At 66.8% G+C, this 25,458-nt stretch carries 19 protein-coding genes and 1 tRNA gene; 1 reads left to right on the top strand and 19 read right to left on the bottom strand.

The features are described 5' to 3' along the window. Nucleotides 1-137 precede the first annotated feature (137 nt). On the bottom strand, nucleotides 138-917 hold the full coding sequence (locus AC1Q7Q_RS19590) for a hypothetical protein (protein WP_492376856.1): 780 nt from the start codon (nucleotides 915-917) through the stop codon (nucleotides 138-140). Nucleotides 918-1,509: 592 nt separating this feature from the next. On the opposite strand from AC1Q7Q_RS19590, the gene AC1Q7Q_RS19585 reads away from it, so the two are divergent. Continuing rightward, entirely contained in the window at nucleotides 1,510-2,598 is a 1,089-nt protein-coding gene (locus AC1Q7Q_RS19585; protein WP_492374716.1) for a sterol desaturase family protein, read from the top strand. 255 nt (nucleotides 2,599-2,853) lie between these two features. On the opposite strand, the gene AC1Q7Q_RS19580 is transcribed toward AC1Q7Q_RS19585, so the two are convergent. The 18 genes from AC1Q7Q_RS19580 to AC1Q7Q_RS19495 all read right to left on the bottom strand — a co-directional run bounded on the left by AC1Q7Q_RS19580 (nucleotide 2,854) and on the right by AC1Q7Q_RS19495 (nucleotide 25,446). After that, nucleotides 2,854-2,940 (bottom strand) — tRNA-Leu (locus AC1Q7Q_RS19580). Between the two features lie 100 nt (nucleotides 2,941-3,040). Further along, the gene (locus AC1Q7Q_RS19575; RefSeq protein WP_492374711.1) at nucleotides 3,041-4,312 is read right to left on the bottom strand and encodes an amidohydrolase family protein; all 1,272 of its coding nucleotides are present in this window, start codon (nucleotides 4,310-4,312) and stop codon (nucleotides 3,041-3,043) included. Nucleotides 4,313-4,348: 36 nt separating this feature from the next. Then, a complete protein-coding gene (locus AC1Q7Q_RS19570; RefSeq protein ID WP_492374715.1) occupies nucleotides 4,349-5,314 on the bottom strand; it encodes an ABC transporter permease in 966 nt (321 codons plus the stop codon). Beyond that, the gene (locus tag AC1Q7Q_RS19565; protein ID WP_492374710.1) at nucleotides 5,311-6,402 is read right to left on the bottom strand and encodes an ABC transporter permease; all 1,092 of its coding nucleotides are present in this window, start codon (nucleotides 6,400-6,402) and stop codon (nucleotides 5,311-5,313) included. Before AC1Q7Q_RS19565 ends, AC1Q7Q_RS19570 begins: the two co-directional genes overlap by 4 nt. Then, entirely contained in the window at nucleotides 6,392-7,984 is a 1,593-nt protein-coding gene (locus AC1Q7Q_RS19560) for an ABC transporter ATP-binding protein (protein ID WP_492374709.1), read from the bottom strand. Before AC1Q7Q_RS19560 ends, AC1Q7Q_RS19565 begins: the two co-directional genes overlap by 11 nt. Nucleotides 7,985-8,090: 106 nt before the next feature. Next, nucleotides 8,091-9,098 carry a BMP family protein gene (locus AC1Q7Q_RS19555; RefSeq protein WP_492374708.1) on the bottom strand — a complete coding sequence of 336 codons (1,008 nt, stop codon included), beginning with the start codon at nucleotides 9,096-9,098 and terminating at the stop codon, nucleotides 8,091-8,093. After that, entirely contained in the window at nucleotides 9,088-9,804 is a 717-nt protein-coding gene (locus AC1Q7Q_RS19550; RefSeq protein WP_043355603.1) for a TetR/AcrR family transcriptional regulator, read from the bottom strand. The genes AC1Q7Q_RS19555 and AC1Q7Q_RS19550 overlap by 11 nt, the downstream gene beginning before the upstream one ends. Beyond that, nucleotides 9,804-10,463: a uracil phosphoribosyltransferase gene (gene upp / locus AC1Q7Q_RS19545; RefSeq protein WP_174427839.1), complete on the bottom strand. Its 660-nt coding sequence runs from the start codon at nucleotides 10,461-10,463 to the stop codon at nucleotides 9,804-9,806. Before upp ends, AC1Q7Q_RS19550 begins: the two co-directional genes overlap by 1 nt. 109 nt (nucleotides 10,464-10,572) lie before the next feature. Beyond that, complete coding sequence (locus AC1Q7Q_RS19540) at nucleotides 10,573-11,895, bottom strand: URC4/urg3 family protein (RefSeq protein ID WP_492374707.1); 1,323 nt, start codon at nucleotides 11,893-11,895, stop codon at nucleotides 10,573-10,575. Beyond that, on the bottom strand, nucleotides 11,892-13,130 hold the full coding sequence (locus AC1Q7Q_RS19535; protein WP_043355607.1) for a GTP cyclohydrolase II: 1,239 nt from the start codon (nucleotides 13,128-13,130) through the stop codon (nucleotides 11,892-11,894). Before AC1Q7Q_RS19535 ends, AC1Q7Q_RS19540 begins: the two co-directional genes overlap by 4 nt. A 276-nt stretch (nucleotides 13,131-13,406) precedes the next feature. Then, on the bottom strand, nucleotides 13,407-14,525 hold the full coding sequence (locus AC1Q7Q_RS19530; RefSeq protein WP_492374706.1) for an acyltransferase family protein: 1,119 nt from the start codon (nucleotides 14,523-14,525) through the stop codon (nucleotides 13,407-13,409). A gap of 167 nt (nucleotides 14,526-14,692) precedes the next feature. Further along, on the bottom strand, nucleotides 14,693-15,169 hold the full coding sequence (locus tag AC1Q7Q_RS19525) for a hypothetical protein (RefSeq protein WP_183037099.1): 477 nt from the start codon (nucleotides 15,167-15,169) through the stop codon (nucleotides 14,693-14,695). Nucleotides 15,170-15,236: 67 nt separating this feature from the next. Then, nucleotides 15,237-16,418: an MGDG synthase family glycosyltransferase gene (locus tag AC1Q7Q_RS19520; RefSeq protein ID WP_492374705.1), complete on the bottom strand. Its 1,182-nt coding sequence runs from the start codon at nucleotides 16,416-16,418 to the stop codon at nucleotides 15,237-15,239. 89 nt (nucleotides 16,419-16,507) lie between these two features. Continuing rightward, a complete protein-coding gene (locus AC1Q7Q_RS19515; protein WP_492374714.1) occupies nucleotides 16,508-17,353 on the bottom strand; it encodes a YfaP family protein in 846 nt (281 codons plus the stop codon). 87 nt (nucleotides 17,354-17,440) lie between these two features. Beyond that, nucleotides 17,441-18,265, bottom strand: coding sequence for a YfaP family protein (locus AC1Q7Q_RS19510; protein ID WP_492374704.1), 825 nt, complete (start codon nucleotides 18,263-18,265; stop codon nucleotides 17,441-17,443). Beyond that, nucleotides 18,262-20,019 (bottom strand): DUF2300 domain-containing protein, encoded by a 1,758-nt coding sequence (locus AC1Q7Q_RS19505; protein WP_492374703.1) that lies wholly within the window; start codon nucleotides 20,017-20,019, stop codon nucleotides 18,262-18,264. Before AC1Q7Q_RS19505 ends, AC1Q7Q_RS19510 begins: the two co-directional genes overlap by 4 nt. 7 nt (nucleotides 20,020-20,026) lie before the next feature. Then, the gene (locus tag AC1Q7Q_RS19500) at nucleotides 20,027-24,778 is read right to left on the bottom strand and encodes an alpha-2-macroglobulin family protein (protein ID WP_492374702.1); all 4,752 of its coding nucleotides are present in this window, start codon (nucleotides 24,776-24,778) and stop codon (nucleotides 20,027-20,029) included. Nucleotides 24,779-24,783: 5 nt separating this feature from the next. Further along, on the bottom strand, nucleotides 24,784-25,446 hold the full coding sequence (locus AC1Q7Q_RS19495) for a DUF1175 domain-containing protein (RefSeq protein ID WP_492374713.1): 663 nt from the start codon (nucleotides 25,444-25,446) through the stop codon (nucleotides 24,784-24,786). Between the last annotated feature and the right edge of the window lie 12 nt (nucleotides 25,447-25,458).

The following is a 25,458-nucleotide window of genomic DNA, read 5'->3' as shown; positions in this document are numbered from 1 at the left end:
GGCTGGCAGGATTCGAACCCACGACCCCTTGGTTCGTAGCCAAGTACTCTATCCAACTGAGCTACAGCCGCACGCGAAGACGGCATTCTAGCGCAGTGAGAGAAAAATGCAAGCCCCTTCTTGCCCGCCCGCCCTGGCTACCAGCGATAGCGCGCGCCCAGCGTGCCCCCAGGATTGCGCCCGGCTTTCAGCTTGACCCAGAGCTTGACGCCCCCGTTCGTGCTGCCGTGCGCGCCAAGGTTGACGGAAAGCAGCCCACGCAACATGTCGGGATCGATGCGGGTGCCATTGATATTGATCACCTGCTTGCGGTCCTGCCAAAGATCCGCCTCGACGAAGGGGTAGACCCCGCCGACGCCGGTCAGCCGGGTTGGCTGCGTCCGGTAGACCCGCACCACCACCTCCGCGGCGCTTGCGTCCGCCGGCTGTCCGGAGAGAAAACCGGTTGCGTTCTTATCGAGGCCGGGCTGATAGGCGAGTTGCAAGCGCGGCTGTATCGTCAGGCCGCCGCTGCGAGGCAATACGGTATCCAGCGCGAGCGCCATGCTTTGCATCCGGCCGCCAACAAACCCGGTGGCCGAAGTGGCATCGTCCAGCCGCAGGAAGAACTCGGCGTGTCGCGGCCGGCTGACGGGTTCGGCATAAACCGGATCGCGCAAGGCCGCCGAAAGCCCGGGGGCATCGTTGTCCGCGCTGGGCGGAGCCGATGCAGCTGAAGTACTGCCGCCCCAGGAGGACCACTTGCCGATCGACGCGACCAGCGGTGCCTGCACATCGCCACCGCTGGCCGGCGCCGCCGGCGACTGGGATTCGCTGGCAAGTTGCGCAACTGAATCGGGTTCGAGCTGATCCCAGCCGAGGCCAGCGTTGCTGCCGGAGGGACGCTCTTCGGCCTGCGCCAGGGAGGCCACCAACATAGCAAGGATCGAGCAGCAACAAAGCCGGCAAGGATGGGGATGGGGATGGGGATGGGGATGGGCAGCGTATGTGCAAAGCCTGGTCCCTGCGGTGCCTGCACCACCCTGCGTCGCGCTCGCAGATGACACACTCCTGGCCATGACTGCAACCCCTGGCTGAAATGAACCATGTCGACTCTGCTTTTGAGCATAGGTCAAACAAGGCGCAAGCGTTAGGGGCTGGGCGCGCCTTGCGTGCGGCGCCGTACAGGGCTGCCTGGCGAGCGGCCGGCACGTTCCGCCCGCTCGCCACATCGCTATGCAAACCGGGGGCGCTCCGCTAGGATCGCGGCTGGCCGCCGGGACGCAGGACGAAAGCCCGGCGAGCCTGCCGTAGCAGCGCAGCACAAGAAGAAGCGAAACAACGGAACAGCGGAAGATCCTGATGACCAACGACCCCATTGACAGGCCTGGCAATCCTGGCGAGCCCGATGCTTCAAAAATGAAACAGAACGGCGCCGCCGGCAGATTGCCGATCGCCCCGGTGCACAACGTCCTGCGCGAGACCCGCGAACTGCTGGGCAGCAGCGGCGAGCTCGAAGCCGGGCGCGGCATGATCACCGCCATCCTTGCGCTGGCCCTGGGCGGGCTGAGCCTGCTGGGCGTGATTGCCTTCCATTTCCCGCAATACTTGACCACGCCCGAGCTACGCCACAAGTATTCGGTCGACGTGTTGCGTCACGTGCTGTTTGCCGCGCTGCTGGTGTCCGGCGGCATGTCGCTGAGCAACCTGGTGCTGGGCCGCAAGCGCAGCCTGAACGCCGCGGCATTCGCACTGGTAGCGCTGGCGGTGGCGCTGGGCGGCTCACGCGTAGCCGTGGGCGACTTCCCGGACCACACGCCGTACATCGGCCTGGACTGGTTCATCCTCGACCTGCTCGGCTCGACGCTGATCTTCGTAGTAATCGAAAAGATGTTCCCGCTCTATCGCGGGCAGGCCGTATTCCGGCGCGAATGGCAGACCGACCTGGTGCACTTCGCGGTCAACCACTTCATCGTTGGCCTGATCCTGTTGACGGTCAACTTCCTGATCTTCCGCTTGTTCGGCTGGCTGGTGCGCGACAGCGTGCATGCGTTCGTGGGTGGCATTCCCTTCGTGCTGCAACTGCTGCTGTGCATACTCGCGGCCGACCTGGCGCAGTACTGGACCCACCGCGCGTATCACGAGGTGCCCTTCCTGTGGAAATTCCACGCCGTGCACCACAGCACCAAGACCATGGACTGGCTCGCAGGCTCGCGCCAGCACATGCTGGAACTGGTGTTCACGCGCGTGCTGGTGCTGGCGCCGCTCTACGTGCTGGGCTTCAACAAGGGCGTCATCGACGCGTACATCATCATCGTCGGCTTCCAGGCGGTGTTCAACCACGCCAATGTCCACCTGCCGTGGGGCCCGCTGCGCTACCTGGTGGTCACGCCGGATTTCCATCACTGGCACCATGCGTCGGATGACGAGGCGATCGACAAGAACTACTCGGCGCACTATGCCTTTCTCGACTACCTGTTTGGCACCGCAGTGAAATCCGGCAAGCGTTTCCCCGAAAAATACGGCGTAGTCGGCGACTACATGCCGGACGGCTTCGTGCGCCAGCAGCTATTCCCCTTCCGGCCGATGCCACCAGCACGCAAGGACGACGAGGCATAAGACGGTTCGGCATGCTGGCATCGACGTACGCCCACCCGGGCTCGAAGCCCCGCAGGTCGGCGATGTTTTATGCCGGCCGCCGTCCCATCGCGGATGGGGGCGAGACCAAGTGGCGTGCGTGGAGCGCGAAGAATAGGCCGCCATGGGCGGCGGCGCCCTGAAATGTGCCGGATGCCGCCTGGCTAGCAACCGCATGAAAGCGCGGCACAAAAGAAAAAGGCCGCTGCATAAGCAACGGCCTTTTTCATCGAGTCTTGGTGCCCAGAAGAGGACTCGAACCTCCACAGTGTTGCCACCGCTAGGACCTGAACCTAGTGCGTCTACCAATTTCGCCATCTGGGCTTCGTTTTGCTGCTTTGCCGCAGCGCCGCGAAGAACGACATTATGCAGAACACGGAATCTGCTGTCAACTCCTGCCCTGAAATTTCTTTGGAGGCCGCGATCAAGGCTGAAAACAGACGTGCCCAGGCCTGCCATCCAGGTGCAAGGTGGCCGTGGCGGGACGCGTGCTCGCCACCACCTTGCCGGCCCGCAACACCAGCAGGCGGGTGGCGCGCAGCCGGATCGCCTCGACCGCATCGCGTGCCTGCAGCAGCACCAGGTCGGCCCGGCAGCCCGGCGTGATGCCATAGCCTTCCAGGCCGAGGATGCGCGCCGGCGTTTCGGTGACGGCAGCAAAGCACGCGCGCATGGCGTCCTGCCCGGTCATCTGGGCCACGTGAAGCCCCATATGCGCCACCTCCAGCATGTCGCCCGAGCCCAGGCTGTACCACGGGTCCATCACGCAATCGTGGCCGAACGCCACCGGCACGCCGGCGGCCAGCAGCTCCGGCACACGGGTCATGCCTCGCCGCTTCGGATAGCTATCGTGCCGGCCCTGCAGTGTGATGTTGATCAGCGGGTTGGCGATGGCCGCCACGCCCGACTCCCGAATCAGCGGGATCAGCTTGGAGACGTAGTAGTTGTCCATCGAATGCATCGAGGTCAGGTGCGAGCCCGTCACCCTGCCCTGCAAGCCAAGGCGCACGGCCTGGCAGGCCAGCGTCTCGATATGACGGGACATCGGATCGTCGCTCTCGTCGCAGTGCATGTCCACCCGCAAGCCCCGCTCGCAGGCCAGCTCGCACAGGATGCGCACGGACTCGGCGCCATCAGCCATGGTTCGCTCGAAATGCGGGATGCCGCCCACCACGTCCACGCCCATGCCGAGCGCCCGCTTGAGATTGTCGAGCGCGCCCGGCGCGCGCAGCACGCCGTCCTGCGGAAAGGCCACCAGTTGCAGGTCAAGGTAAGGCCGGACCTTCTCGCGCACATGCAGCAGCGCCTCGGTGGCAAGCAGGCGCGGGTCGCACACATCGACGTGCGAACGGATCGCCAGCAGGCCCTTGGCCACCGCCCAGTCGCAATAGGCCAGCGCGCGCTCGACGATGGCGTCCTGCGTCAGCAGCGGCTTGAGCTCGCCCCATAGCGCGATGCCTTCGAGCAACGTGCCGGACTGGTTGATGCGCGGCAAGCCGTAGGACAGCGTCGAGTCCATGTGGAAATGCGCATCGACAAATGGCGGCGTCACCAGTTGCCCCGCAGCATCGACCTCGGCAGCGGCAGGCGCCTTGAGCGCCGGTTCCACCGCCTTGATGCGATCGCCCAGGATGCCGATGTCGATGCCGGCGCGGCCATCGGGGAGCGTGCAGTTGCGTAGGATCAGGTCGAGCATGGTGCGGGCCTTGTCATTATGATTGCTTGCCTGGAATCAGCGTTCACCCTTGCGATAGGGCTTCATCAGCGCCTGTGGGTAGGCGGCGCGGCGCGCCACCAGCACCAGCGCGAGGATCGACAGCATATACGGCAACATCAAGTAAAGCTGGTAAGGCAGCGGCGGCAAGCCGGGCAGGCTGGCGCCGCTTTGCTGCAGGCGCAGCTGCAGCGCGTCGAAGGCGGCGAACAGCAAGGCGCCGGCCAGCGCGCGGCCCGGCCGCCACGAAGCAAACACCACCAGCGCCACGCAGATCCAGCCCCGGCCGTTGATCATGTTAAAGAAGAATGCGTTGAACGCGGATAGCGTGAGGAACGCGCCGCCCACGGCCATCAGGGCGGAGCCCGCCATGATCGCACCGATACGCATCGCGCCTACGCGAATCCCCTGCCCCTGCGCCGCGGCGGGATTCTCGCCGACCATGCGTACGGCCAGCCCGAGCGGCGTCCGGTAGAGCAGCCAGGCCACCACCGGCACCAGCCCCAGCGCCAGCAGCGTCAATGCGGTCTCCTCGCCAAACACTGGGCTCAACATACCGCCGATCAGCGGAATGCCGCCGATCCAGTGCATCGGGGCAAAGGGCATGATGGTGGGCGGCGCGGACACCGAGGCAAAGCCGAGCCGGTAGGCATAGTAGGACAGGCTGGTGGCCAGCATGGTCACGCCCAGCCCAGCCACATGCTGGGACAGCGCCAGACTCACGGTCAGCCAGCCATGCAGCAGCCCGAAGGCCAGCCCGACACCGGCTGCCACCGCCACCCCGCCCCATAGCGGCGCACCGTGATAGACGGCCAGCCAGCCACCGAAAGCGCCAGCCACCATGATGCCCTCGATGCCAAGGTTGAGTACGCCGGCACGCTCACACAGCAGCACGCCCAGCGTGCCGAAGATCAGCGGCGTAGCCACGCGCAGTACCGCGATCCAGAAGGGCGCCGAGGCCACGATATCGAGCAGTTCCATCAGGCCACCTTACCCGGGGCATCGAAGCGGATGCGGTAGCGTGTCAGCATGGTCGCCACCAGCATCGCGAGCAGCGCCACCGCCACGATCACGTCGGCAATGCTGTTGGGCACGCCCACCGCGCGGCTCATGCCATCCGCCCCCACCAACACCCCGGCCACGAACACCGACGCCGCCACCACGCCAAGCGGATGCAGCCCCGCCAGCATGGCGATAACCACGCCCGCATAGCCATAGCCGGGAGAAATATCGAGCGTGAGGTAGCTGGTGCGCCCGGCCACCTCCACCACGCCCGCCAGCCCCGCAAGCCCGCCGGACAACAACGCGGCCCACATCGTCACCCTGCGCACCGGCATGCCGGCGAAGGCCGCGGCCCGTGCATTTGCGCCTACCGCCCGCATCTGCAGGCCAAACACCGTGAAGCGGTTGACCGCCCACAGAATCACGGCCAGCGCGCAAGCCAGCAACAAACCGCTGTGCACGCGCGAGCGTTCCACCAGCTTGGCCAGCTCAAGCTCCGGTACCAGCGCCACCGATTGCGGCCAGCCCATCGCGGTGGCGTCTTTCATCGGGCCATCGAGCATCATCGAGACAAACAGCAGCACGATGAAATTGGCCAGCAGGGTCGTGACCACCTCATCCACACCGAGCCGGGTCTTGAGCCACGCGGCCCCAAGCAACAACATGGCGCCGGCCAGCATGCCCGCCACCACCATCAGGACAAAGAGCAAGCCCATGGGCAGTTGCTGCGCCCAGGGCGCAACCGCGCCATCGACCTGACCGCCAACCGCCACGGCGGCCAGCGCACCGAGATAGAGTTGCCCTTCCGCACCGATATTGAACAGCCGCGCACGAAAGGCCACCGCCACCGACAAACCGGTCAGGATCAGCGGCGTGGCGCGCGTGAGCGTTTCCGACCACGCAAAACGCGAGCCGAAGCCGCCTTCCAGCAGCAGCGCATAGGCACGTCCCACCGGTGCGCCGGCCCAGCGCACCAGCGAGGCGCAGATCAGCAGCGTGGCAAGGATGGCGACGATGGGCGCCGCCAGCATGGCCACGCGCGAAACGCCGGTTCGGGCCTCAAGCCGCATGGAGCACCTCCTCTTTGCCCGCTTGCGCGTGCTGGCCACCGCCCGAGCCGGCCATGGCCAGGCCGAGCTCGCCCAGCGTCCACGCCGCCGTAGGCCGGGCTTCGGTCAGGTGTCCGGCATGCATCACAGCGATGCGATCGGCCAGCGCGTGCAGCTCATCCAGGTCCTCCGAGATCAGCAGTACGGCAGCGCCTTCGCGCGCAGCCTCGAGCAGGCGGGCGCGCACATAGGCCACCGCGCCGATATCGAGTCCCCAGGTTGGCTGGCTGGCCACCACCAGCCTTGGCGCGCTGCCTTCGCCGCGCACCGAGAGCGCCCGGCCCAGGATCAGCTTTTGCATATTGCCGCCCGACATGGTTCGCGCCGGCACATCGATGCCGGCGGTGCGCACATCGAAACGCGCGACCAGGTCCCGCGCGAAGCGCTGCGCGGCGGCGCGCCGGATGACACCCCAGCGCGAAAAGCGCGGCTCGCTGAGTTGTTCACTAACGGCGTTCTCCCACACGGCAAGATCGCCCACCACGCCGATCGCATGGCGATCCTCCGGCACGCGTGCCACGCCAGCCCCAATCCATGCGCGGGGCTTTGCGGGCATCGGCTTGCCTGCCAAGGTGACACGCCCCTCACTAGCCTCCAGCGTACCGCTGGCCAGCTCCGCCAATGCGGCCTGTCCGTTGCCTGAGACACCGGCGATGCCGACGATCTCGCCGGCACGCACCTGCAGGCTGACCTCGCGCAGCAGCGCGCGCCCGTTGGCAGCGCGCGCGCCTACGTGCTCCAGCGCGAACACGGGTGGCGCCGCGTTGCCATTGGCGCCATCCTCGACACTCGGCCGCGCCGCGCGTTCCGGCATCGCTACCACGCGGCCGACCATCAACTCCGCCAGTTCAGCCTTGGTGGTCTGCGCCGCTGCGCACTGCGCGACCAGCTTGCCGCCGCGCAGTACCGCGATGCGGTCGGAAACACGCAGCACCTCGTCAAGCTTGTGGCTGATAAAAATCACTGACAATCCTTCGGCGATCAGTTGCGCCAGCGTGGAGAACAGCGTCTCGGCCTCGTGCGGCGTCAAGACGGCAGTCGGCTCATCGAGAATCAGCACGCGGGCGCCGCGATACAGCGCCTTCACGATCTCCACGCGCTGGCGCTCTCCCACCGACAGCTCACCGACCCTTGCCTGGGGGCGCACCGCCAGGCCGAAGCGCGCAGCCAGGGCCATCACCTTGTCGCGCGCGGCGCGCCGCTCCAGGCGCCATTGCCACAGCGGCTGGGTGCCGAGCATGATGTTGTCCAGCACCGAGAGATTGTCGGCTAGCGTGAAATGCTGGTGCACCATGCCGATGCCGGCTGCCAGCGCCGCGCGCGGCTGGCCGGGCGGCAACGGCTGGCCGTCCACCTCCACCGTGCCGGCGTCGGCCACGTAGTGCCCGAACAGTATGCTGACCAGCGTGCTCTTGCCGGCGCCGTTCTCGCCCAGCAAGGCCAGCACCTCCCCGCGCTGCAACTCCAGCGAGATATCGTCGTTGGCCACAAGCGGGCCGAATCGCTTGGTAATGCCGGCAAGGCGCAGGATAGGGGTGAGCATGGATGGCTGATGATGGCGTTTAAAAGCGTCGACGGTTTGCTCCCCTAGCCCAAACGCGGGCGGGGGGAGCAAACGCAGCCGGGCACTTCAAGTGGCTCTGGCCACCTCACTGCGACGACTTCGGCTCCGTTTCCACCAACTTCACCGCGAACTTGCCATCGAGGATCGCCCTCTCTTTCGCCTTGACCTTGGTCATCACATCACCGGGCACCTTGCCGTCGAACGTGCCCAGCGGCGCCAGTTCCGCGCCCTTGAACTTCATCAGCGAATAAGGGCCGTAGTCCTCGCTCTTGAACTGGCCGGCCTTGACCTTGCCGAGCGCGGCGCCCACGGTGGGCTCCATGTTCCACAGCGCCGAGGCCACCACGGTAGCGGGATACTGCGGCTGCGTGTTGATGACATTGCCGATCGCCAGCTTGCCCTTTTCCTTCGCGGCGTCGGATACGCCAAAGCGTTCGGCGTAGAGCACGTCGGCGCCCTTGTCGATCATGGCGAAGGCCGCTTCCTTGGCCTTGGGCGGATCGAACCACGAGCCGATGAAGCTGACCGTGAACTTCACCTTGGGATTGACCTCGCGCGCGCCTTCCATGAAGGCGTGCATCAGCCGGTTGACCTCGGGGATGGCGTAGCCACCCACCATGCCGATATGGTTGGTCTTGGTCATGCCGCCGGCGATCATGCCACTGAGGTAGGACGGCTCCTGGATGTAGTTGTCGAACACCGAGAAGTTAGGCGCCTGCGGCTTGCCGGAAGAGCCCATCAGGAACGCAGTCTTGGGATAGTCCTTGGCCACCTTGCGCGCGGCCGCCTCGACGGCGAACGATTCGCCCAGGATCAGCGACGAGCCCTGCTCCGCGTACTGGCGCAGCACGCGCTCATAATCGGCGTTGGACACGCTTTCCGAGAACACATAGTCGATCTCGCCGCGCGCCTTGGCCTCGTTGAGCGCCTTGTGAATGCGCGACACCCATTGCTGCTCGACGGGCACGGTGTATACCGCCGCCACCTTCAGCTTGGCCTGCGCCTGCGCCGGCACGACGCCACCGAGTGCGGCCACGCTGGCGGCAGCCGCCGCGAATTTCAACCAGGACCTGCGCTTACCCTCAAAACTCATGGCTCTCTCCCCTTGTTGACGATAACTCCACGGCCAGGCCAGCCGGTTCCAGCCCGCAACCGCGCAGCAAAAGCCGCACCAGGTGGTCGGTGGCCTGTTCATAATCGCGCTGGCCCAGGTGGCTCACCCCAAGCACGGCGCAAACTTGCGACTCAAAATCGGCATAGGTCTGGGTGGCGGCCCAGATTGTGAAAAACAGGTGCTGCGGATCGACGCTGGCCATCTCGCCGCGCGCGATCCATTCCCGGATCACGCCGGCCTTGCGCGCCACCAGCGCGCGCAGCGCACCGCTGAGCACGTCGCGGATCTCCGGCGCACCGTGCAGCAATTCGTTGGCAAACACGCGCGAGGCATCCGGATGGCTGGCAGACAGCCGCATCTTGGCGCGGATGTACTGCTCCAGTGCCACCTGGGGCCGCTGCTCCGCGCCGATGATGTCGGTCTCGGACAGCCACAGCGCGAGCGTATGCGCCAGCACGGCCCGATATAGCGCCTGCTTGGTGCGGAAGTAGTAATGCAGGTTGGACTTCGGCACGCCGGCGCGCGTGGCGATCTCGTTCATGGTCGCGCCGGCAAACCCGGCCCGGGCGAACACGTATTCGGCCGCGCGCAAGATCAGCGCCTCGTTCTCCTGGCGGATGCGCCCCCCCGCCACTTCCCGCGGCGGCGGAAAGCATGGCGGTGGCGCCGTAGCCGGCGCTCCCATTACTTGGTGCCGTAGAGGCGGTCGCCGGCGTCGCCCAGGCCCGGCACGATGTAGCCGTGCTCGTTGAGTTCCTCGTCAATGGCCGCGGTGACGATGGCAACGTCGGGGTGCGCCGCTCGCAAGGCCTTCAAACCCTGCCGCGAAGCGATCAGGCACACGTACTTGAGCGTGCTCACGCCGGCTTCCTTCAAGCGGTTGAGCGCGGCGATGGCGGAGTTGCCGGTAGCCAGCATCGGGTCGACCACGATCACCAGCCGCTCATGGATGTCTTCCGGCATCTTGAAGTAGTACTCGATCGGCTCCAGCGTTTCCGGGTCGCGGTACAGGCCGATATGCCCGACCCGCGCGGCCGGCAGCAAGTCCAGCATGCCATCCAGGAAACCATTGCCGGCCCGCAGGATCGACACCAGGCACAGCTTCTTGCCCGAGAGCACCGGCGACTGCATGGGCGCGATCGGCGTCTTGATAGCGATGGTCTCCATCGCCAGGTCGCGGGTCGCCTCGTAGGTCAGCAGCTGGCTGATCTCGCGCACCAGCCGGCGGAAATTGTCGGTGGTGGTGTCTTCGCTGCGGACCAGCGTGACCTTGTGCTGCACGAGCGGATGATCCACTACCATCACGGACGCAGTGGCGGGCGGTACGGCGGAGAGGTCGGTCATGATGCGCTCCTGGAAGGCGATAGCGGATAGCACTTGCTGGTTGCTCATGCTGTTTGCTGTTTGCTGTTTGCTGTTTGCTGTTTGCTGTGGCGCGGGTCTGGCAAACCCGCTAGAACACCGTGCCGTCGCTGTTGATGGCGAAAGGTGGCGGGCCACCTGGCCTGCGCTTGGCGGCAATGCGCCGCCCCGCGGCCCAGGTGCCGCCCTCCAGCACGCGGGCCAGCGGGAACGACTCTGCCGACAACCCGAGCGCCTCGCGCACGGACGCGGCCACGAGGTCGAGTCCCGTCACCGTGAGCGCGCGCCATTCCACGATAACCGGCTCATCCACCGTGTGCGCCACGGCAGTGAAGCCAGGGTCGCGCGGCACCATCAGCTCGAAATCGAACAGCAGCCCGCCGTTGCGGTATTCGGGCAAGCCCGTCAGGACCTCTAGCCCGGTCACGGTCAGGCCGGCATCTTCCAGCGGTTCCAGCAGCGAGTAGGTGAGCCACTGGGTCAGCTTGTGAAAAGGCACCAGGCCATCAGTACAGGCCGGGTGGTGCCAGCAGTCGCCCAGCGACACGCCTTCCAGGCTCACGCGCCCGGGCCATACCGGCCCCAGCGCCACCAGCAGCGTGGTAAGCACGAAGCCGGCCTCGATCCGCCCAGAGCTGGCATGCGCCTTGATGTAGTCGAACAGGTTGCCCAGCCGCGCCGGCGAACCAAAGACCGCTGGCGTGGCTTGCGCCACCTCGCCAAGACGGCGCAACAGCCCGGCGCGTCCATCCAGGCCCACCAGCGGGTTGTGCTGGGCCACCTGGAACGCGGTTGCGATGGAAGACGCATCGATACGCATCAGGCGCTCGGCATCGGAGCGCAGCGGCTGCCCCGGCTGGGCGGAGAAGCCGCCGCGCGCGAACAGGTCGAAGCTGGCCACGCCGAGCCCTTCGGAGCGCGTCAGCGACAGGTCGCTGGCAGGATCGCGATAGCGCCAGTCCGGGCCTGCGCCGGCATCCAGCAATACGCTGGGAATCACCAGGTCGATGCCGATGCGGGCGCGCTCCTCACGGTCGGCCTCGCCGGAGAGCCCGCCGCGTTCGCACAGGATCTGCCAGCGGTCCAGCTTCTCGCCAGGGCCGCCGCTCTCGAAATGACGCCAGCGGCTGTGGTACGGCACGTTGAGGTCGGGATAGCGCTGGCGGATGGTGGCCGCCACGTAATCGGCCACTGCCGGGATCCGCTCCGGATGCCAGGTAAACAGCTCGGACGCGCCGGCTGCCACATGATCCGTCACGGCAGCACAGCGGGTGCGTACCGCCTGGCCGGTGAGCAACGCGGCGGCCGGATGGCCCGGCGGCACGGGACTGGCCCAGCCACCGGCATCATCCTCGCCGTTGATGAAGGGATTCGCGGCGCCGCGCACGCCACCCGCTTCGGGTATCTCGTTCATTCGTGCAGTCCTCTACCCTTGGCCAGCGCAAGTTCTTCCGCGTCGGGCGGGGTATAGCTCGTGAAGTAGCCAGCCGCCACCTTGGCGTCGATTTCCACGCGGGCATCGGCCGGGATCAGTGCATCGGGAATCGCGACCTGCTCGACCACCTCGATACCCTGAGCGGTCAGCGCCCCGTGCTTCATATTGCTCATCGAAGCCCAGCGGTCGATACGCTTGATGCCGAGCCAGTGGAACACGTCGGGCATGAGCTCCTGGAAGCGCATGTCCTGCACGCCGGCGATACATTCCGTGCGTGCGAAATAAGTCTCGGCCCGGTCGCCGCCAACCTGGCGCTTGCGGGCGTTGTAGACCAGGAACTTGGTCACCTCGCCCAGCGCCCGGCCTTCCTTCCGGTTATAGACCACCAGCCCCACACCGCCCTGCTGCGCCATCTCGATGCACACCTCGATGCCGTGGGCCAGGTACGGCCGGCAGGTACATATGTCGGAGCCGAACACGTCCGAGCCGTTGCACTCGTCGTGCACGCGGCAGGCCACCTTGGTCTCGGGCTTGCCAAGCTGGCTGACATCGCCGAAGAAGTACAGGGTCATGCCGCCGATCGGCGGCAAGAACACTTTCAGGTCGGGGCGCGTGACCAGTTCCGGAAACATGCCGCTGGTCTGCTCGAACAGGCTGCGGCGCAGCATGCTCTCCTTGATCTCGAAGCGGCGCGCCAGCCCCGGCAGGTACCAGACCGGATCGATCGCGGCTTTGGTGACCCGCACGTCGCCATTGGCATGAAGGATCTGCCCGTCGGGTGTGAGCCGGCCGGCCGCAATGGCGCCCATCAGTTCCGGCATATTGATGTGGGCACGCGTAATGGCGATCGAGGGACGGATGTCGATGCCCGCGGCGATCCGGTCGCCGAAGGCGCTGGAAACCAGGTGGCCCCAGGGATCCATCGAGACGATCTTGTCCGGATCGCTCCACTGCGGGTGAGGCCCGATGACCTCGGCCGGCGAGGTATCGGTGAGATCAGCGCGGTGGTCTCGCTGCAGCTTGCCGGAGGCCACCGCCAGCGCGCGGTAAACCGCGTATGCGCCGGAATGGGTGCCGATCACATTGCGCTGAGCCGGATTGGTCAGGCTTGCGATCACGGGGCCGCGCTCCGCTGCCGTGGCGGCCCCCCAGTGGATTGGCTCGGCCGGCTTGTCGCGGCGCGCGTGCGAGGTCAGGACAATATGATCGGACATGGCAGCCTCGGAACAAGAATCCTGACCAAACGGTCAGGTTTACGATTCCATAGTAGGCAACCTTCGTGCCATATCCCAATGCTCGTTTTTACCTTGTGTTGCACGCCGCACGATGCCGCTTGCGCACCGTGCCTGTGCGCAAGCGCCGCGGCCAGCACCAGTCCTGGTGCATAGGCACCATGCAAAAGCGGCACCGGGCCGCTGGGGCCGGGTGCCGCTGGCTATGCCTTCGGATAAACCGAAAGCGCTATCGGGACTATCGGGGCTATCGGTCGGTCAGGTTGACCGTTGCTGCCCCGCCTCCTGCCGCTGGACCGGCTCGTGGGCAGCGGGCCACAGCGCCAGGCGCAATGCGCGCAACGGCGCACCGCTCTCCACGTAGCGATGGAACAATGCCCCCGCGGCGTTGCTGAGCAGCCAGGCCAGCACCATGCCGAGCGCATTGAGGAGGGGCTGGTGCGGAGCCAGATGGAAGACCAGGGCATTCACCACCAGGCAAATCGGGAAATGCACCAGGAACACCGAGTAGGAAATACGCCCGAAAAATGCCAGGAACTGGGCCTGCGGCCAGTGCTCAAGCCAACCGCCACGGCGCGCCGTGCCGAGCAGGAGCGCGATGGCCAGCGCCACCGCGATGCGCAGCCGGAAATCCACGACCAGCGCTGCCAGCACCACGGTGCACAACACCAGCAGTGCCACCGGCGAACGCTCAGGCTCGGATGCCCAGAAGGCCAGCGTGCCCAAGCCGTAGGCGCCGAAGAAGTAAATCGCCCAGATATCCCATGTGGCATCACGGTTGAACCAGAACAGTGAAGCCAGCACCAGCCCGGCCACCGCCAGCGGGCCCATCGGGCTGCCGCCCACGTCAAACCATTGCTCGCAGCGGCGGGCTGCCCACAACGCCACCATCAACAGGGCGAACAACTGCAGGTCGATGGCCACATACCAGACGCCGGCAGACAAGGCATCGAAGTCCAGCACGTTGTGCAGCAGCAGCACATGCGCCAGGAACTGGTGCAGGCCGGGGGCACCGGGAATGGAGTCGTGATGCATCCAGGTGCGCGCGATGGCGGCACCGGCAATGGCAATCAAGATAGCCGCGGTATAGGGCACCACCAGCTTCTGATATCGGCGCCAGATTGCCTGCAAGGGGCGCGGCACCATCAAATGCCCGCCGGGCGCCACGCTGCGCGCCGCCAGGAAGCCGCTGATGACGAGGAACACCTGCACGGCGATGCGCGCGTACTGCGAAAACCAGTCGAGCAGACCGGGCGCCAGCACGTGGGCCGCATCGGACATGGGGCCATAGAAGGCAAGATGGTGCAGCACGATCAGCTGTGAACTGATCGCCTTGAGAGCGTCAATGCACGCCATGCGCGAAGGACGGGGGCTCATTTGTTATAAGAATGCTACAAAGTACACAAGGGCCGGATTCTACTCCCAGGAAACAGGATGGCGCCAAAACGGGCCACGATGCACCGCCGCAAAATGGCGAGAAGCGTTGTATTGGTCACACATTGCGCCGCAACATATGCACCAAACAGCATATTGACTGCATTTGCCTAAAAACTGTAACGATTCCCCACCGGCCCCCTGCATGACAGCCAGAGCAACGCCGCCGCCACGCCCAGCGAAACCCAATAATCGGTAGGCGCGCCGGCCCACCAGTGGATATGCCAGGGCACGAAACTCGGCGCAAAGCGCGCCAGCCCGAATGCCGGGTTCAGCACGAACCAGAGAAAATCCTCGCTGATCCAGAACACCATGATGCAGGCGATCACGCGCGCCTCGGCGCGCCAGTTCCAGCGCCCGCCGAACACCAGTGAAAAATGGAAGAACAGCGCCACGCAGGGGAATACCCACGCGTGATACCCCGTCATCGGGCGCCCGCCCCAGAAAATATCCAGCAGCCAGTGATGCTCGATGCGCCAGGTGGGCAGGTTGGCCGCCCAGCCCGCGGCGCCCTCGATCTGGATCTCCACGTTAGCGAAGAAATAGGCCAGCAGCAGGGTCCACGCCACGGTCAGCACCAGCACCATCGGATGGCGCGACGGATAGGACTGGCCCGCGTGCCGGGTGGAAGAAGACAGGTTCAGCGCGCGCATCTCAACGCGCCGCCGTCGCAGCCGCGCCGCCGTGGCCGGCTAGCTGGCCGCACCGCGCCAATTGCCCGAGCACGGTTTCCAGCACGCGGCGCGCCGCCGCCGGTTGCCCCAGCGCGCTAGCCCGCGCACGCATCTGGTCGAGCCGCGCCGGCTCCGCCAGCAAGAGGCGCACCCGGTATTCGAGCGATACCAGGTCGACCGCCTTGAGCGCGGCGCCTTGCTCCAGCAGGTAATCGGCATTGCGCTCTTCCTGCCCGGGAATCGGCGCATTGACCACCATCGGCACGCCCATCGCCAGGCATTCGGACGTGGTCAGGCCGCCGGGCTTGGTGATGACCAGATCGGAGCACGCCATCAGACGCTCCACCTCATTGGTAAAGCCGAAGGGAAAGAGCCGCCCGGAGTGTGCGGCGGCGAGGGTCTTGAGCCGCGCCAGCGCGGTCTCGTTGCGCCCGGCAAGCACGATCAGCTGGAAATCGTGCTCCAGCCGCATCAGCGCGCCGGCCACTTCATCAAGGCCGCCAAGGCCTGCCCCACCCCCCATCAGCATGATGGTGCGCCTTGCCGGATCGAGCCCGAAATGCTGTGCGCAAGCCTGGCGATCCTGCGGATGGGAAAACGCCGGCACCACCGGAATCCCTGTGGTATGGATGCGGCCAGCCTCGATCCGGCTGGCCCGCATGCGAAACGCGATTTCCTCGCTGGCGGCAAAGTAACCCGTCATATGGGGAATCACCCACATGCCGTGCAGATCAAAGTCCGTCACCTGCACCCACACGGGCACCGCCAGCCGCTGCCGGCGCACCTCATGCATCAGGATCTCGGCGGGCAGGAAGTGCGTGCAGACGATGGCATCCGGGGCGAACTCGTCGATCGCACGGCGCAGCGCGCGCGTGCTCAGCCGCTCGGCGGCGCGCCGCAGCTTTTGCATCGGCGCTGCCGGGTCGGCCTCGGAAGTGTGCTGGTACAGCATGCCCCAGAGGGCCGGATAGCTGTTTACCAGCTTGATGTAGAAGTCGGTGTAGAGCTTGCGAAACGTGGCCGGGACGTATTCCATCACGTCCAGGTGAAGCGTCTGCACGCCGGGGAATTCGGCTTCGGCGGTAAGACGCAGTGCTTCAGCGGCGCGCATGTGGCCGGCGCCGGCGGAAACACTGAGGAACAGGATCTTCTGCTGCTGCATGGGGATTGTGGGAGATTGGGCTGCCGGGGTGATCCCGGAGGTGCCGGGACGCTGGGGTGCTGGGGTGCTGGAGAGTTTCGGCGCGGTGCTCACTTCATGGCGAAGGACTTGATCAGCGTCAGTTCGCCGGGCTTGCGCATCGGCACGCGGAACACCTGCTGCTTTTCGTTGGGCGTGTTTTCATCGGTGATCAGCGCTACTTGCGCCACGGTAATGGCTTCGGGGCCGGCGCCGCTGCCGTAGTAGTTCACATACACCAGGTAGGTGCCGGGTGGCGGCGCGGCAATCGAATAGATCTCCGGGCCATAGCCGGTGGTGACGTCGACATCGAGCGCGCCGCCGTTGCTGGCCACGCGATTCGCATAGAAGGTGTGCTGGCCGTCGGGCGCCACCACATGCAGGTCCAGGTCGGTCTGATCGCTGTCCCAGGACAGCACCACGCGCAGGCGCGGACGGGTCTTGCCCAGGTAGCCGTCGTAGAACTGCACGCGCTTGCTGGCGCCCTGCGCACTGCGGATCTCCACACTGTTGCTGCCGCCCGAGAAGGCGTAGGGCCGTGAGAAGCGGCCATCCTCCTCAACCCGCTGCGGCATCGCCACGCCGTTGACCACCAGGGTGGCAACCGAGCCGCCACCGCGCCGCCCGCGCCCGCCGGGTGCGGGGCTCGACGCGGCGCTCGCGGCATCCGCCTCGGACTTCGGCGCCGCGCGGATGCGCCCGGCAATCATGGCGCTGGCGGCTTGCCCGGCTCGCGTGGAGACCGCCACCGCCGGGTAATGCACTTCCTGCGTATAGGCCGAAGCATCACCGGCCGAGTTGCGCCAGCCATTGCGCGGCGTGGTGAACTCGATGGCATCGTCGGCTCGCGCGGCGCCGGCCAGCAACAGTGCCGGCAGGGTCAGGCTGATCAAGGCTAGTTTCGGCGAGTGCTGCATATCCACGGTTCCTTCCTGCGTTCTTTGCGACTGGTTTTCTGGCTAGGCGTCAGTCTGGCTATCAGTGTGGCTGATCGATGTGTCGGATCAGAAACGCACCGACTTCATCAGCGCCAGTTCGCCCAGCTTGCGCAGCGGCACCACGAGCGTCTCACGCTTTTCATTGAGCGTGTTCTCGTTGTAGATCAGCGTGAGCTTAGCGGTAATCAGGTCGCGATCGTTCTTGCCTTTTTCGAAGTTGTAGCCGTCGGCGTTGAAATTGCCCCAGTAATTCACATAGAACAACCACACCCCGGGACGCGGCGCCGCGCTCGAGAAAATCTCCGGCCCCGCACCGTCCACGCTATCCACGTCCAGACCGCCCCCTTCCGGCAACAAGGGGCTGGCAAAGAAGGCATGGCCACCGTCAGGTGAAATCACATGCAGGTCGACCTCGGCCTTGGGATCGTCCCAGGTCAACACCGCGCGCAGCTTGGCCTGTATCTTGGTCGCGTCGGCCTCGTAGAACTGCAAGCGCTGGCGCGAGGCGCCATCAGCGGACACGATCTCCACACTGTTGGAGCCCCGGCCAAACGCCCACGGCCGCGCGAAGCGCCCCTGCTCGTCGGCATACAGCGGCATGGCCGTGCCGTTGACCACCAGCGTGGGCGGCTTGCGGCCCTCCTTGCCGACCTTGCGCAGGCGCCCCTCGATCAGCGTGCGGTACTTCTGCGTGCCCCGGTCCACCGGCGGCTTGGGATAAGCGGCGGTATAGCGCTCGAGCTCGTTGGACAAGCCGCCGTGGCGCCAGCCGCCCACCGGGCCGTCCAGATCGGCAACCGGCTCGGCCGCGGCCACCAGCGGCGCCGCGGCGCAGGCCAGGGCCAGCACGCCGTGGCGCCAGTTGCAGGACAGATTACGGGTGAGATTCATGATGGGTTTTGCGTACGTACCAGCTTGCGCGCCATGGCTTCGACAAAGCCTTCGTCCTGCCCGCGCGGGTGGCGGGCAAATGCAAGATGGAGATATTCGTGAGCCAGCGCAATGCGGTCGTCCTCGCTGGCCAGCCGGTGGATATAGAGCCGGTTGCGACGCGCATCGGCATAAGGGCGGCCTTCGCGCACTTCGCACACTGCGGGCAGCGGCGGCGTTTCATAGCCCGGCTCCGCCGCCAGCCGGCGCTCCCAGTGCGGCGCGCGCTGCGCCAGCCACTGCCGCGCATTGGCCACCGCCAGGCAATCGCCGGCCACGGGGCTCTGGAACGAGGTGAGCGTGGCCTGAGGCCACCAGCGGGCCAGGATGGCATCGAACGACTGCCCCTGCCCGGCCGCGCGCCGGGCCTCCAGCCAGGCCATGCGCCCCTGGCCGCTCGCGTCGTGGTGATAACGCACGGCCACGCCGGACAACACCAGCGCATCGGTCACATCAGCGGCACGCCGCGCCGCGGCGGTAGGTGCACGTGGCAGCACACGCTGGGTGCGGCTGCTATCTGCAATATGAAAGCAGCCTTGCTCACGCGTGGCTTGCTGGATCAGGTAGCTGCGCGCGGCCACCGCCAGGGCGCGGGCGGCCTCGGGCTCGGTGGTGTCGCCCTCGCGCTCGACCACCCGCGCCACGTAGTCATTGAGACCGAAACGGCCCACTACGCGCGGCGCGGCGCCGGGCTTGCGCAGCAGCATCAGTTCGCCACGGCTCTCCACGCGCAGGGTGTTGCCATTGGCAAACTCGGCGCGATAGGTGCCGTTGAGCGGGCCATCCGCCACGGCCTGGCGACTTGCGCCGGTGCCATTGCCGGTACCGGTACCGGCGGCTTGCAGATCGCGCAGCGCATAGCGCTCGAACATATCGACCAGCACGCAGGCGCCATCATCAGGCACCGGCACGGTGGCCAGCAACGGCTGCAGGCGGGGCGCCGCACGGCGCAGCACATTGGCACTGGCGCCGGGGCCGCCCAGCCAGACCGGGCTGCCATCGGCAAGCCAGCCGGCCGCGCCGCCGATGGATGCGCCCGGCCGCGCCGGGTCCGGCATGGTCCACGTCTTGGCGCGCAGCAGGCTGCCATAGTTGGCCAGCGTGCCTTCGCCGCGCCCCACCGTCAGTACCGATACCAGCGTCGCGGCGGCTGCCTGTTGCGCGGCGGGGGGCACGGCATGCAGCCCGGCAAGCAGATCGGCAACGGCCACGTTGCGAGCGGGCTGCATCGCCCGCATGTCCTGCAGCCACGCGGGTGCGCCTGCCTCCTTCCAGAAGCGGCGCCAGTCCGCAGCGGACAGACCCAGCCGCCGCGGCTCGAAATAGCGTCCGCAGGATTGAATCAGCGCACGCTCGCGGTCGATGCTCTGGCCGGGCGTGCAGCAGTAAACCTCCTCCGGGTCACCACCACGGCAGGTGTAGTCATCGGATGGCTTGTCGCGGCCGACCAGGTAGCCATAGACGAACAGCTTCCACACGCTGCCCAATGGGGTCTGCAAGCTGGCAGGCAATGGCGTGGCAGCGGGCGCGGCGGCGTTGCCGTCGAGGGCGAACAATTGCGCGTCCGCTCCCGCGAGCCGCGCGAAGCGCAGGGGCTCGGCGGGCGCGAGCGTGGCAGCCAGCACGGGCCCGGCGCACGCCGCACCCACGGCGGCCAGCACCGCAAGCCGTCGCCACCAGGCACGGCCGGCGGCCATGCGCGCTGCGCCGTTCATGCCCGCCTCACTCCACCGTCAAGGGGAAACCCGCCGTCTTGCCGTCGCCTTGCAGGGCCTTGGCATCTGGCTGGTACATGCGGAAGTAGCGCACCGGGGGCAGGTTGAACTTGCCTGGCAGCGAAAAGCGCACCAGCTGGCGCAGCACCACCGGGCGCTCTAGCGAGACTACCGGCTGGTGATACGACAGCATGCCCATCTCGTATGTCACGGCGCGCTGGAACGGCTGCAGGCCGGTGACCTTATTGTCTGGATCGGGCAAGCCGTCGATCCGCAGGCCCCACGTCGTGCCCTCGACCTCGCCGCCGGGCGGCAGCGGTGCTTCGACCAGCCCGTAGCGATAGGTGCCCTGGCGCGGGCTCAGCACGATTTCATCGACGTAGAGCGTGTTGCTGTCGAGCTTGTCGCCCGGCTTGACCGGCTTGGCCGAGAAGCTCAGGCCGGCCGTACCCGCCGCGGCGGCTTCGGCTGGCTTGCCGTCCTTCGCTGCGCCATCGCTCGTGGGCACCAGGCGATAGAGCTTGCGCTCGATGCCGATCGGCAGGCGCGAGGCTTCCTGGGCACGGCTGCGGTAGGACACCACGGCATTGGTGTTGAACGACTGCGAAGCCGCATCCATGTTCTGCGGCACGGTAAGCGCGAGCGTCTCAGGCAGTTGCGCCCCGCTCCAGCGCCATTCCGGCAGGCCGAGCGGGCTGCGCGTAGCCTTCCAGTTGCCCTGCGGCACGCGCAGCGCGGGATCGCCCTCGCCGGCCAGCCCGCGGCCCAGCCCGCCGCCAAGGGCCTTGTTGAGCCACACCAGCGTCACGGCCCGGTCAATCGTCGGTGAGGCAGCGCCGGCGCGGGCCAGCAGCGCCTGCACGTCGGAAGTGGCCGCGCCCTTGCCCGCCATCAGCAGCAGGCTCTGCACCAGCGGCGAAGGATCGCTCGCCAACGTCAGACGCGCGGCCTCGGCGGCGCTGGCCAGGCCTTCCGGCATCGGCTGGCCGATCTGCTTGTAGAGCTGCGCGGCCAGCACGGTCGCCACGCGGCGGCCTTGCGGCGAATCCGGTGCGGCAAACACCAGGCTTTCGCCCACGGCCGCGCCAGGCGCGTCGGCGCCGGGGCGAGCGAGCTCGCCGGCCACGCCACCGAGCTGCGTGGCCACCGGCAAGCCCATCTCGTTGATGAACCACAGCGCGAGCGCACGGTGCAGCAGCGGCTCCTTCATGGCCTGCTTGTAAGCTTCCAGCGTGCGCTTCCAGTGATCGGGCGGCAGGCTGATGCCGACGGCGCGCGTTGCCAGCCAGTCGGCGTAATAGGCATACGCCGTCAGCAGCGCGCTATTGCCCACCGTATCGCCCCACCACCCAAACTGGCCATTGACCCCAGCCAGCAGCGCCAGGCGCTGGCGCTGGGTGCGCAGCAGCGCGTCGATGCCCTGGGTGCCGCCGCCCGTGTCCGCGGCGGTGGCGGCCAGGCTACGCTGGGCCAATGCCAGCGGAATCAGCCGGCTGGCGGTCTGCTCGGTGCAGCCGTACGGATAAGCCAGCAAGTCGTCCGCCACGCGGGCAAACTGGCTGGCGGCGCCGTCGACGAAGCGCAGGCGCACGTCCTGTGCGTCCGCCGGCAGCTTGAACGCGGCATTGGCACCTGCCAGCGGCAGCGTCAGCTCGCGCTGCGAGAGCCAGCCGGTGGGCTCGACCGTGAGCGTGGTCTGCAGGCGGTCCAGCACTTTGCCCTGCAGCTTGATCTCCGCATTGACCACGCCACCCTGCAGAGCGCCCTGCGCAACCGGCAGGCGCACGTAGTTAGCGCCACGCTTGAGCGTCACGCTCTGGTTGATGTTCAGGCCGGCGCCGATCACCACGAGGTCCGCGGCCACCTCCTGCTCACCCTGGTTGAAGGCCACCATGTCGATGCGCGGCGCGTCCTCGGCGCGGTAGCGTTGCGGCCCGGTCCATTTGAGATACAGGCCCTTGTCGGACCGGATGCTGGCGGTGCGCTGCCCTACCATGCCGTCGGCAGACATCGCTCGCACCGTGATGCGCCAGCGGGTCAGGGAGTCAGGCATGGTGAAGCTCATGCGCGCGCGGCCGTCTGCGCTGGTACGCAGGTTGACCTCCCACGCGGCAGTGTCTTTCTCGTCCCGGCGTGGGCGCTCCAGCACCTTCACGCCACGCTCGTTATAGCGGCCTCGCTCAGGGCCACCGGCGCCGGGCTGGCCCGACACGGCGAGGTCGTAGCCGATGAAGTTCAGGCTGGAAGTGGTGCGCACGCTGTTGCGGCGCGGATGGTAGAAGAAGTCGACGATGCTCGGGGCGATTTCAGGCTGCAGCACGTAGACCATCTCGTCCACCACGCTGACGGTGAGATTCGCCGGCACGGGCTTGCCATTGAAGGCGCTGGTGAGGTCCAGCGTGACGGTCTCGCCGGGGGCATAGACAGGCTTGTCGCTCTTGACCACCAGCTCGATCGTGGGCTGTACCACGGCAATGCCGGCGTTCTGGAACACGTAGTCGCCGTCCTTCACGTACAGCACGGAGAACGTCATATTGGGGCTGAAATCGTTACCCACCTTGATCCGCGCCCGCCATTGCTTGTCGGTGACCTTCTCCAGCGACAGCCAGTCGCCACCCTTGGACAGCAGGCCGCGCCGCTCCACCCGGTCGCGCTCGAGCGTCAGCAAGGCATCCTCGACGGCGAGCGGGAACGTCACCAGCGCTTCGGCCGTGTCGCCGATGCGGTAGCGGTCCCGGTCGAACACGATCTCGATATTGCCCGGCACGGTCTGCAGGCCCTCGCCGGCCACCCAGTGGCTAGCGGCGGCCAGCAGATTGCCCGCGCCGTCCTTGACGGAGAGCGTGTACGAGCCCGGCTGGTCGAACTTGACCGGGAACGACACAGTGCCGTTGGCGGCGGGGCTCAGCGCGCCTTCGCTGCGGGTGCGGGACTCCAGGCGCACCAGTTCCCACTTGGCCGGCGCCTGCGCCGAGGCCTGCCCGCCTGCGGCCAGCGCCTGCAACTGGAAGGTCACGCTCTGGCCCGGGTTGGTGAAGTTGGCCGGCGCTGTCAGCTTGTATGGCGTGGCGCCACGCGCGATCAGCAGTTCGCGCGTGACCTTGACCCGATAGGCCGCGCCGTCGTTGGCGAACACCGTCACCACGTAACGGCTCGGATCCTTGGCGGCAGGCAGCACCAGCGCGGCATTGCCACTGCCGTCGGTGGTCAGTTCCTGCTGCTCCAGCTTGACCGGGAACAGGCCGGCATATTGCAGCTCGCCCTCCACCATCGTCACCTGCTGCGCGCGCAGGCTGACGGACAGCTTGGCGTCCTTGACCGGCTTGCCGTCGGGATAGCGCAGCTGGATCTTGCCCTTGACCGCCTCGCCGGTGGCATAGTCGGCCTTGTCCAACGCAAGATTCACGTCGAAATGCGGCTTGATGTACTCGGCCACGCGGAAGGCGCCGCCGTAGGTGTTGCCACCGTAGTCGAAGCGCAGCGTATAGCCGCCGGCCAGGGCATTGGCGGGCAGCGTGAAGCGCGCGTCGGCGCCGTTGTCAGCGGCCAGCGCGGTAGCGACCGAGGCCAGCGGCGCGCCGTTGGGGTCCAGCACCTCCAGCTTGATATCACCGGGCGCAGCGGGGCCGGATTCGGTGGCATTGCGGAAATTGCGGCCAATGAACTTGACCCGGACTTCGTCGCCGGGACGGTACAGCGGCCGGTCGGTGAAGGCGTACAGCTTGGTGTTGTAGATCTCGCTGTCGTAGTAGAAGTTTTCCGAGATAAACGCGCCGCCGGCCGGATCCACGCCCAGCAGGTAGCTGCGCTCCGGGCTGGCGTGGGCCAGATCTGCCGCACCGTCAGCGCCAGTGGTGGCGCTTTGGAGCACGCCGAGACCATCGGTCCAGGCCAGGCTGGCGCCGGCAACCGGGCGGCCGCTCTTGCGCTGCGCGGCCCAGACCAGCATACCGTTGCCGGTGCTCTTGGTAATGGCCACGGTATCGGACACAAACAGCAAGGTATGGGCGCGGTAGGTGCCGATGATGCCTTCGACGATGTACAGGCCCGGCTTGAGCTTGCCCAGCGGCACCATCACGTTGCCCGCGTCTCGCGGCAGGAATTCGCTGCTGCTGCCTTCCAGCTTGACGTCCTTGGGCGGCGCGATTTCCTTGGCGTCCCAGATCGGGTAGCGGAAGCGCTCGACCACGTCATAGCCCTTGAGCGGCTCGTACTGCGGGTTGTTCTCGAAGCGGGTCGGCTGGGCAATCTGGTCACCCATGCTGAACTGCGGCGCGTCCTCCACCGCCTTGCTGCGGGTCGCGAACGACAGCACGCGTTGCCATGCGCGGCGCGCCTGCTTGTACCAGCTATCCCACAGGTAGGACAAGGTATTGGCCAGCCCTTCGCCGCGGTAGTTCGCCTTGACGTCGATCCGGTGCAGGTTCTTTTGTGCCTTCAAGAAGGCGATCGGATCGGCGACCCGGTACACGAGGATGTCGGCGCCGCCGTAGCGCTGCAGCTCGCTCTTGTATTCGCGGCCCGGGGCTTCCAGGCGCACCTGCGCCGTCTGGTCGCTGCCGTAGCTGGCGTCCGACAGCAGGAAGAACGGCTGCCCTTGGAAGGCGCTATAGCCGCTTGACGGCACCGTGTCGAGCGTGACGCTCGGCCGCTCGGCGGCGCCTGCCGCCTGGGTGCCTGCCAGCAAGGCAAGCGCCAGCAGCATGCGGGGGATGGAGGAACGCAGAAGCGCGCTTGCGCGCGTCATGACGACAAGCATCGTCTTTACCTCGACAAAAAGGCGAAACGGAATACGCCGATGAAATTGGGATTGCCGTCCTGCGGCTGCCAGCGCGAATCGTTCCATTGCATCAAGCGGGAAAGGGTGACGGCACGCAGGCCGTTATCGGTACGGGTCACGGTGCCGGTGTGATAGGCCAGGTACTGGCCCATCCAGATCATCAGGTGCTGTTCATCACCCTGGTCGTAGAAAAGCAGGTCGCCAGGCTGCGCCAGGTTGACGTTCCTGGCGACAAAGCGGCTATTGCCCTGCACCAGGGCCAGGGCGGAGGCATAAGCCCCGGTGCTGCCGTCGGCGCGGGTCCAGCGCTGGCCAAGCGTGCGCTGGCTCGGGCTCAGGCTAAGCTCCGGCGGCAACTGGCGGGCCGAGGCGCTGCCTTGCATGCCGTTGGCGCGCAGCCAGCGCGCGTCATGCACCTTGAGCGCCTCGCCCACGGCAAAGCGCACCAGGCCCGCACAATCGCGCTGGTACCAGCGTGGGGTCGGGCCCTGGCGCAGCTGCTCGCCGACGATGCGCACGAACCAGGCACGAAACGCCGCGGATTGCGCGGCATCGAGCGCATCCGCGTCTGGCGTGTCCGACGCCAGGCCCGACAAGGCCCAGGCCCGACCGCCGCCGGCCAGGGGCAAGGCAAGCGCCGCCAGCATCGAGCGGCGGCC

The sequence above is a fragment of the Cupriavidus sp. GW823-FHT07A04 genome (genome assembly GCF_058794615.1).
This window is presented reverse-complemented; position numbering and strand designations above follow the sequence as displayed.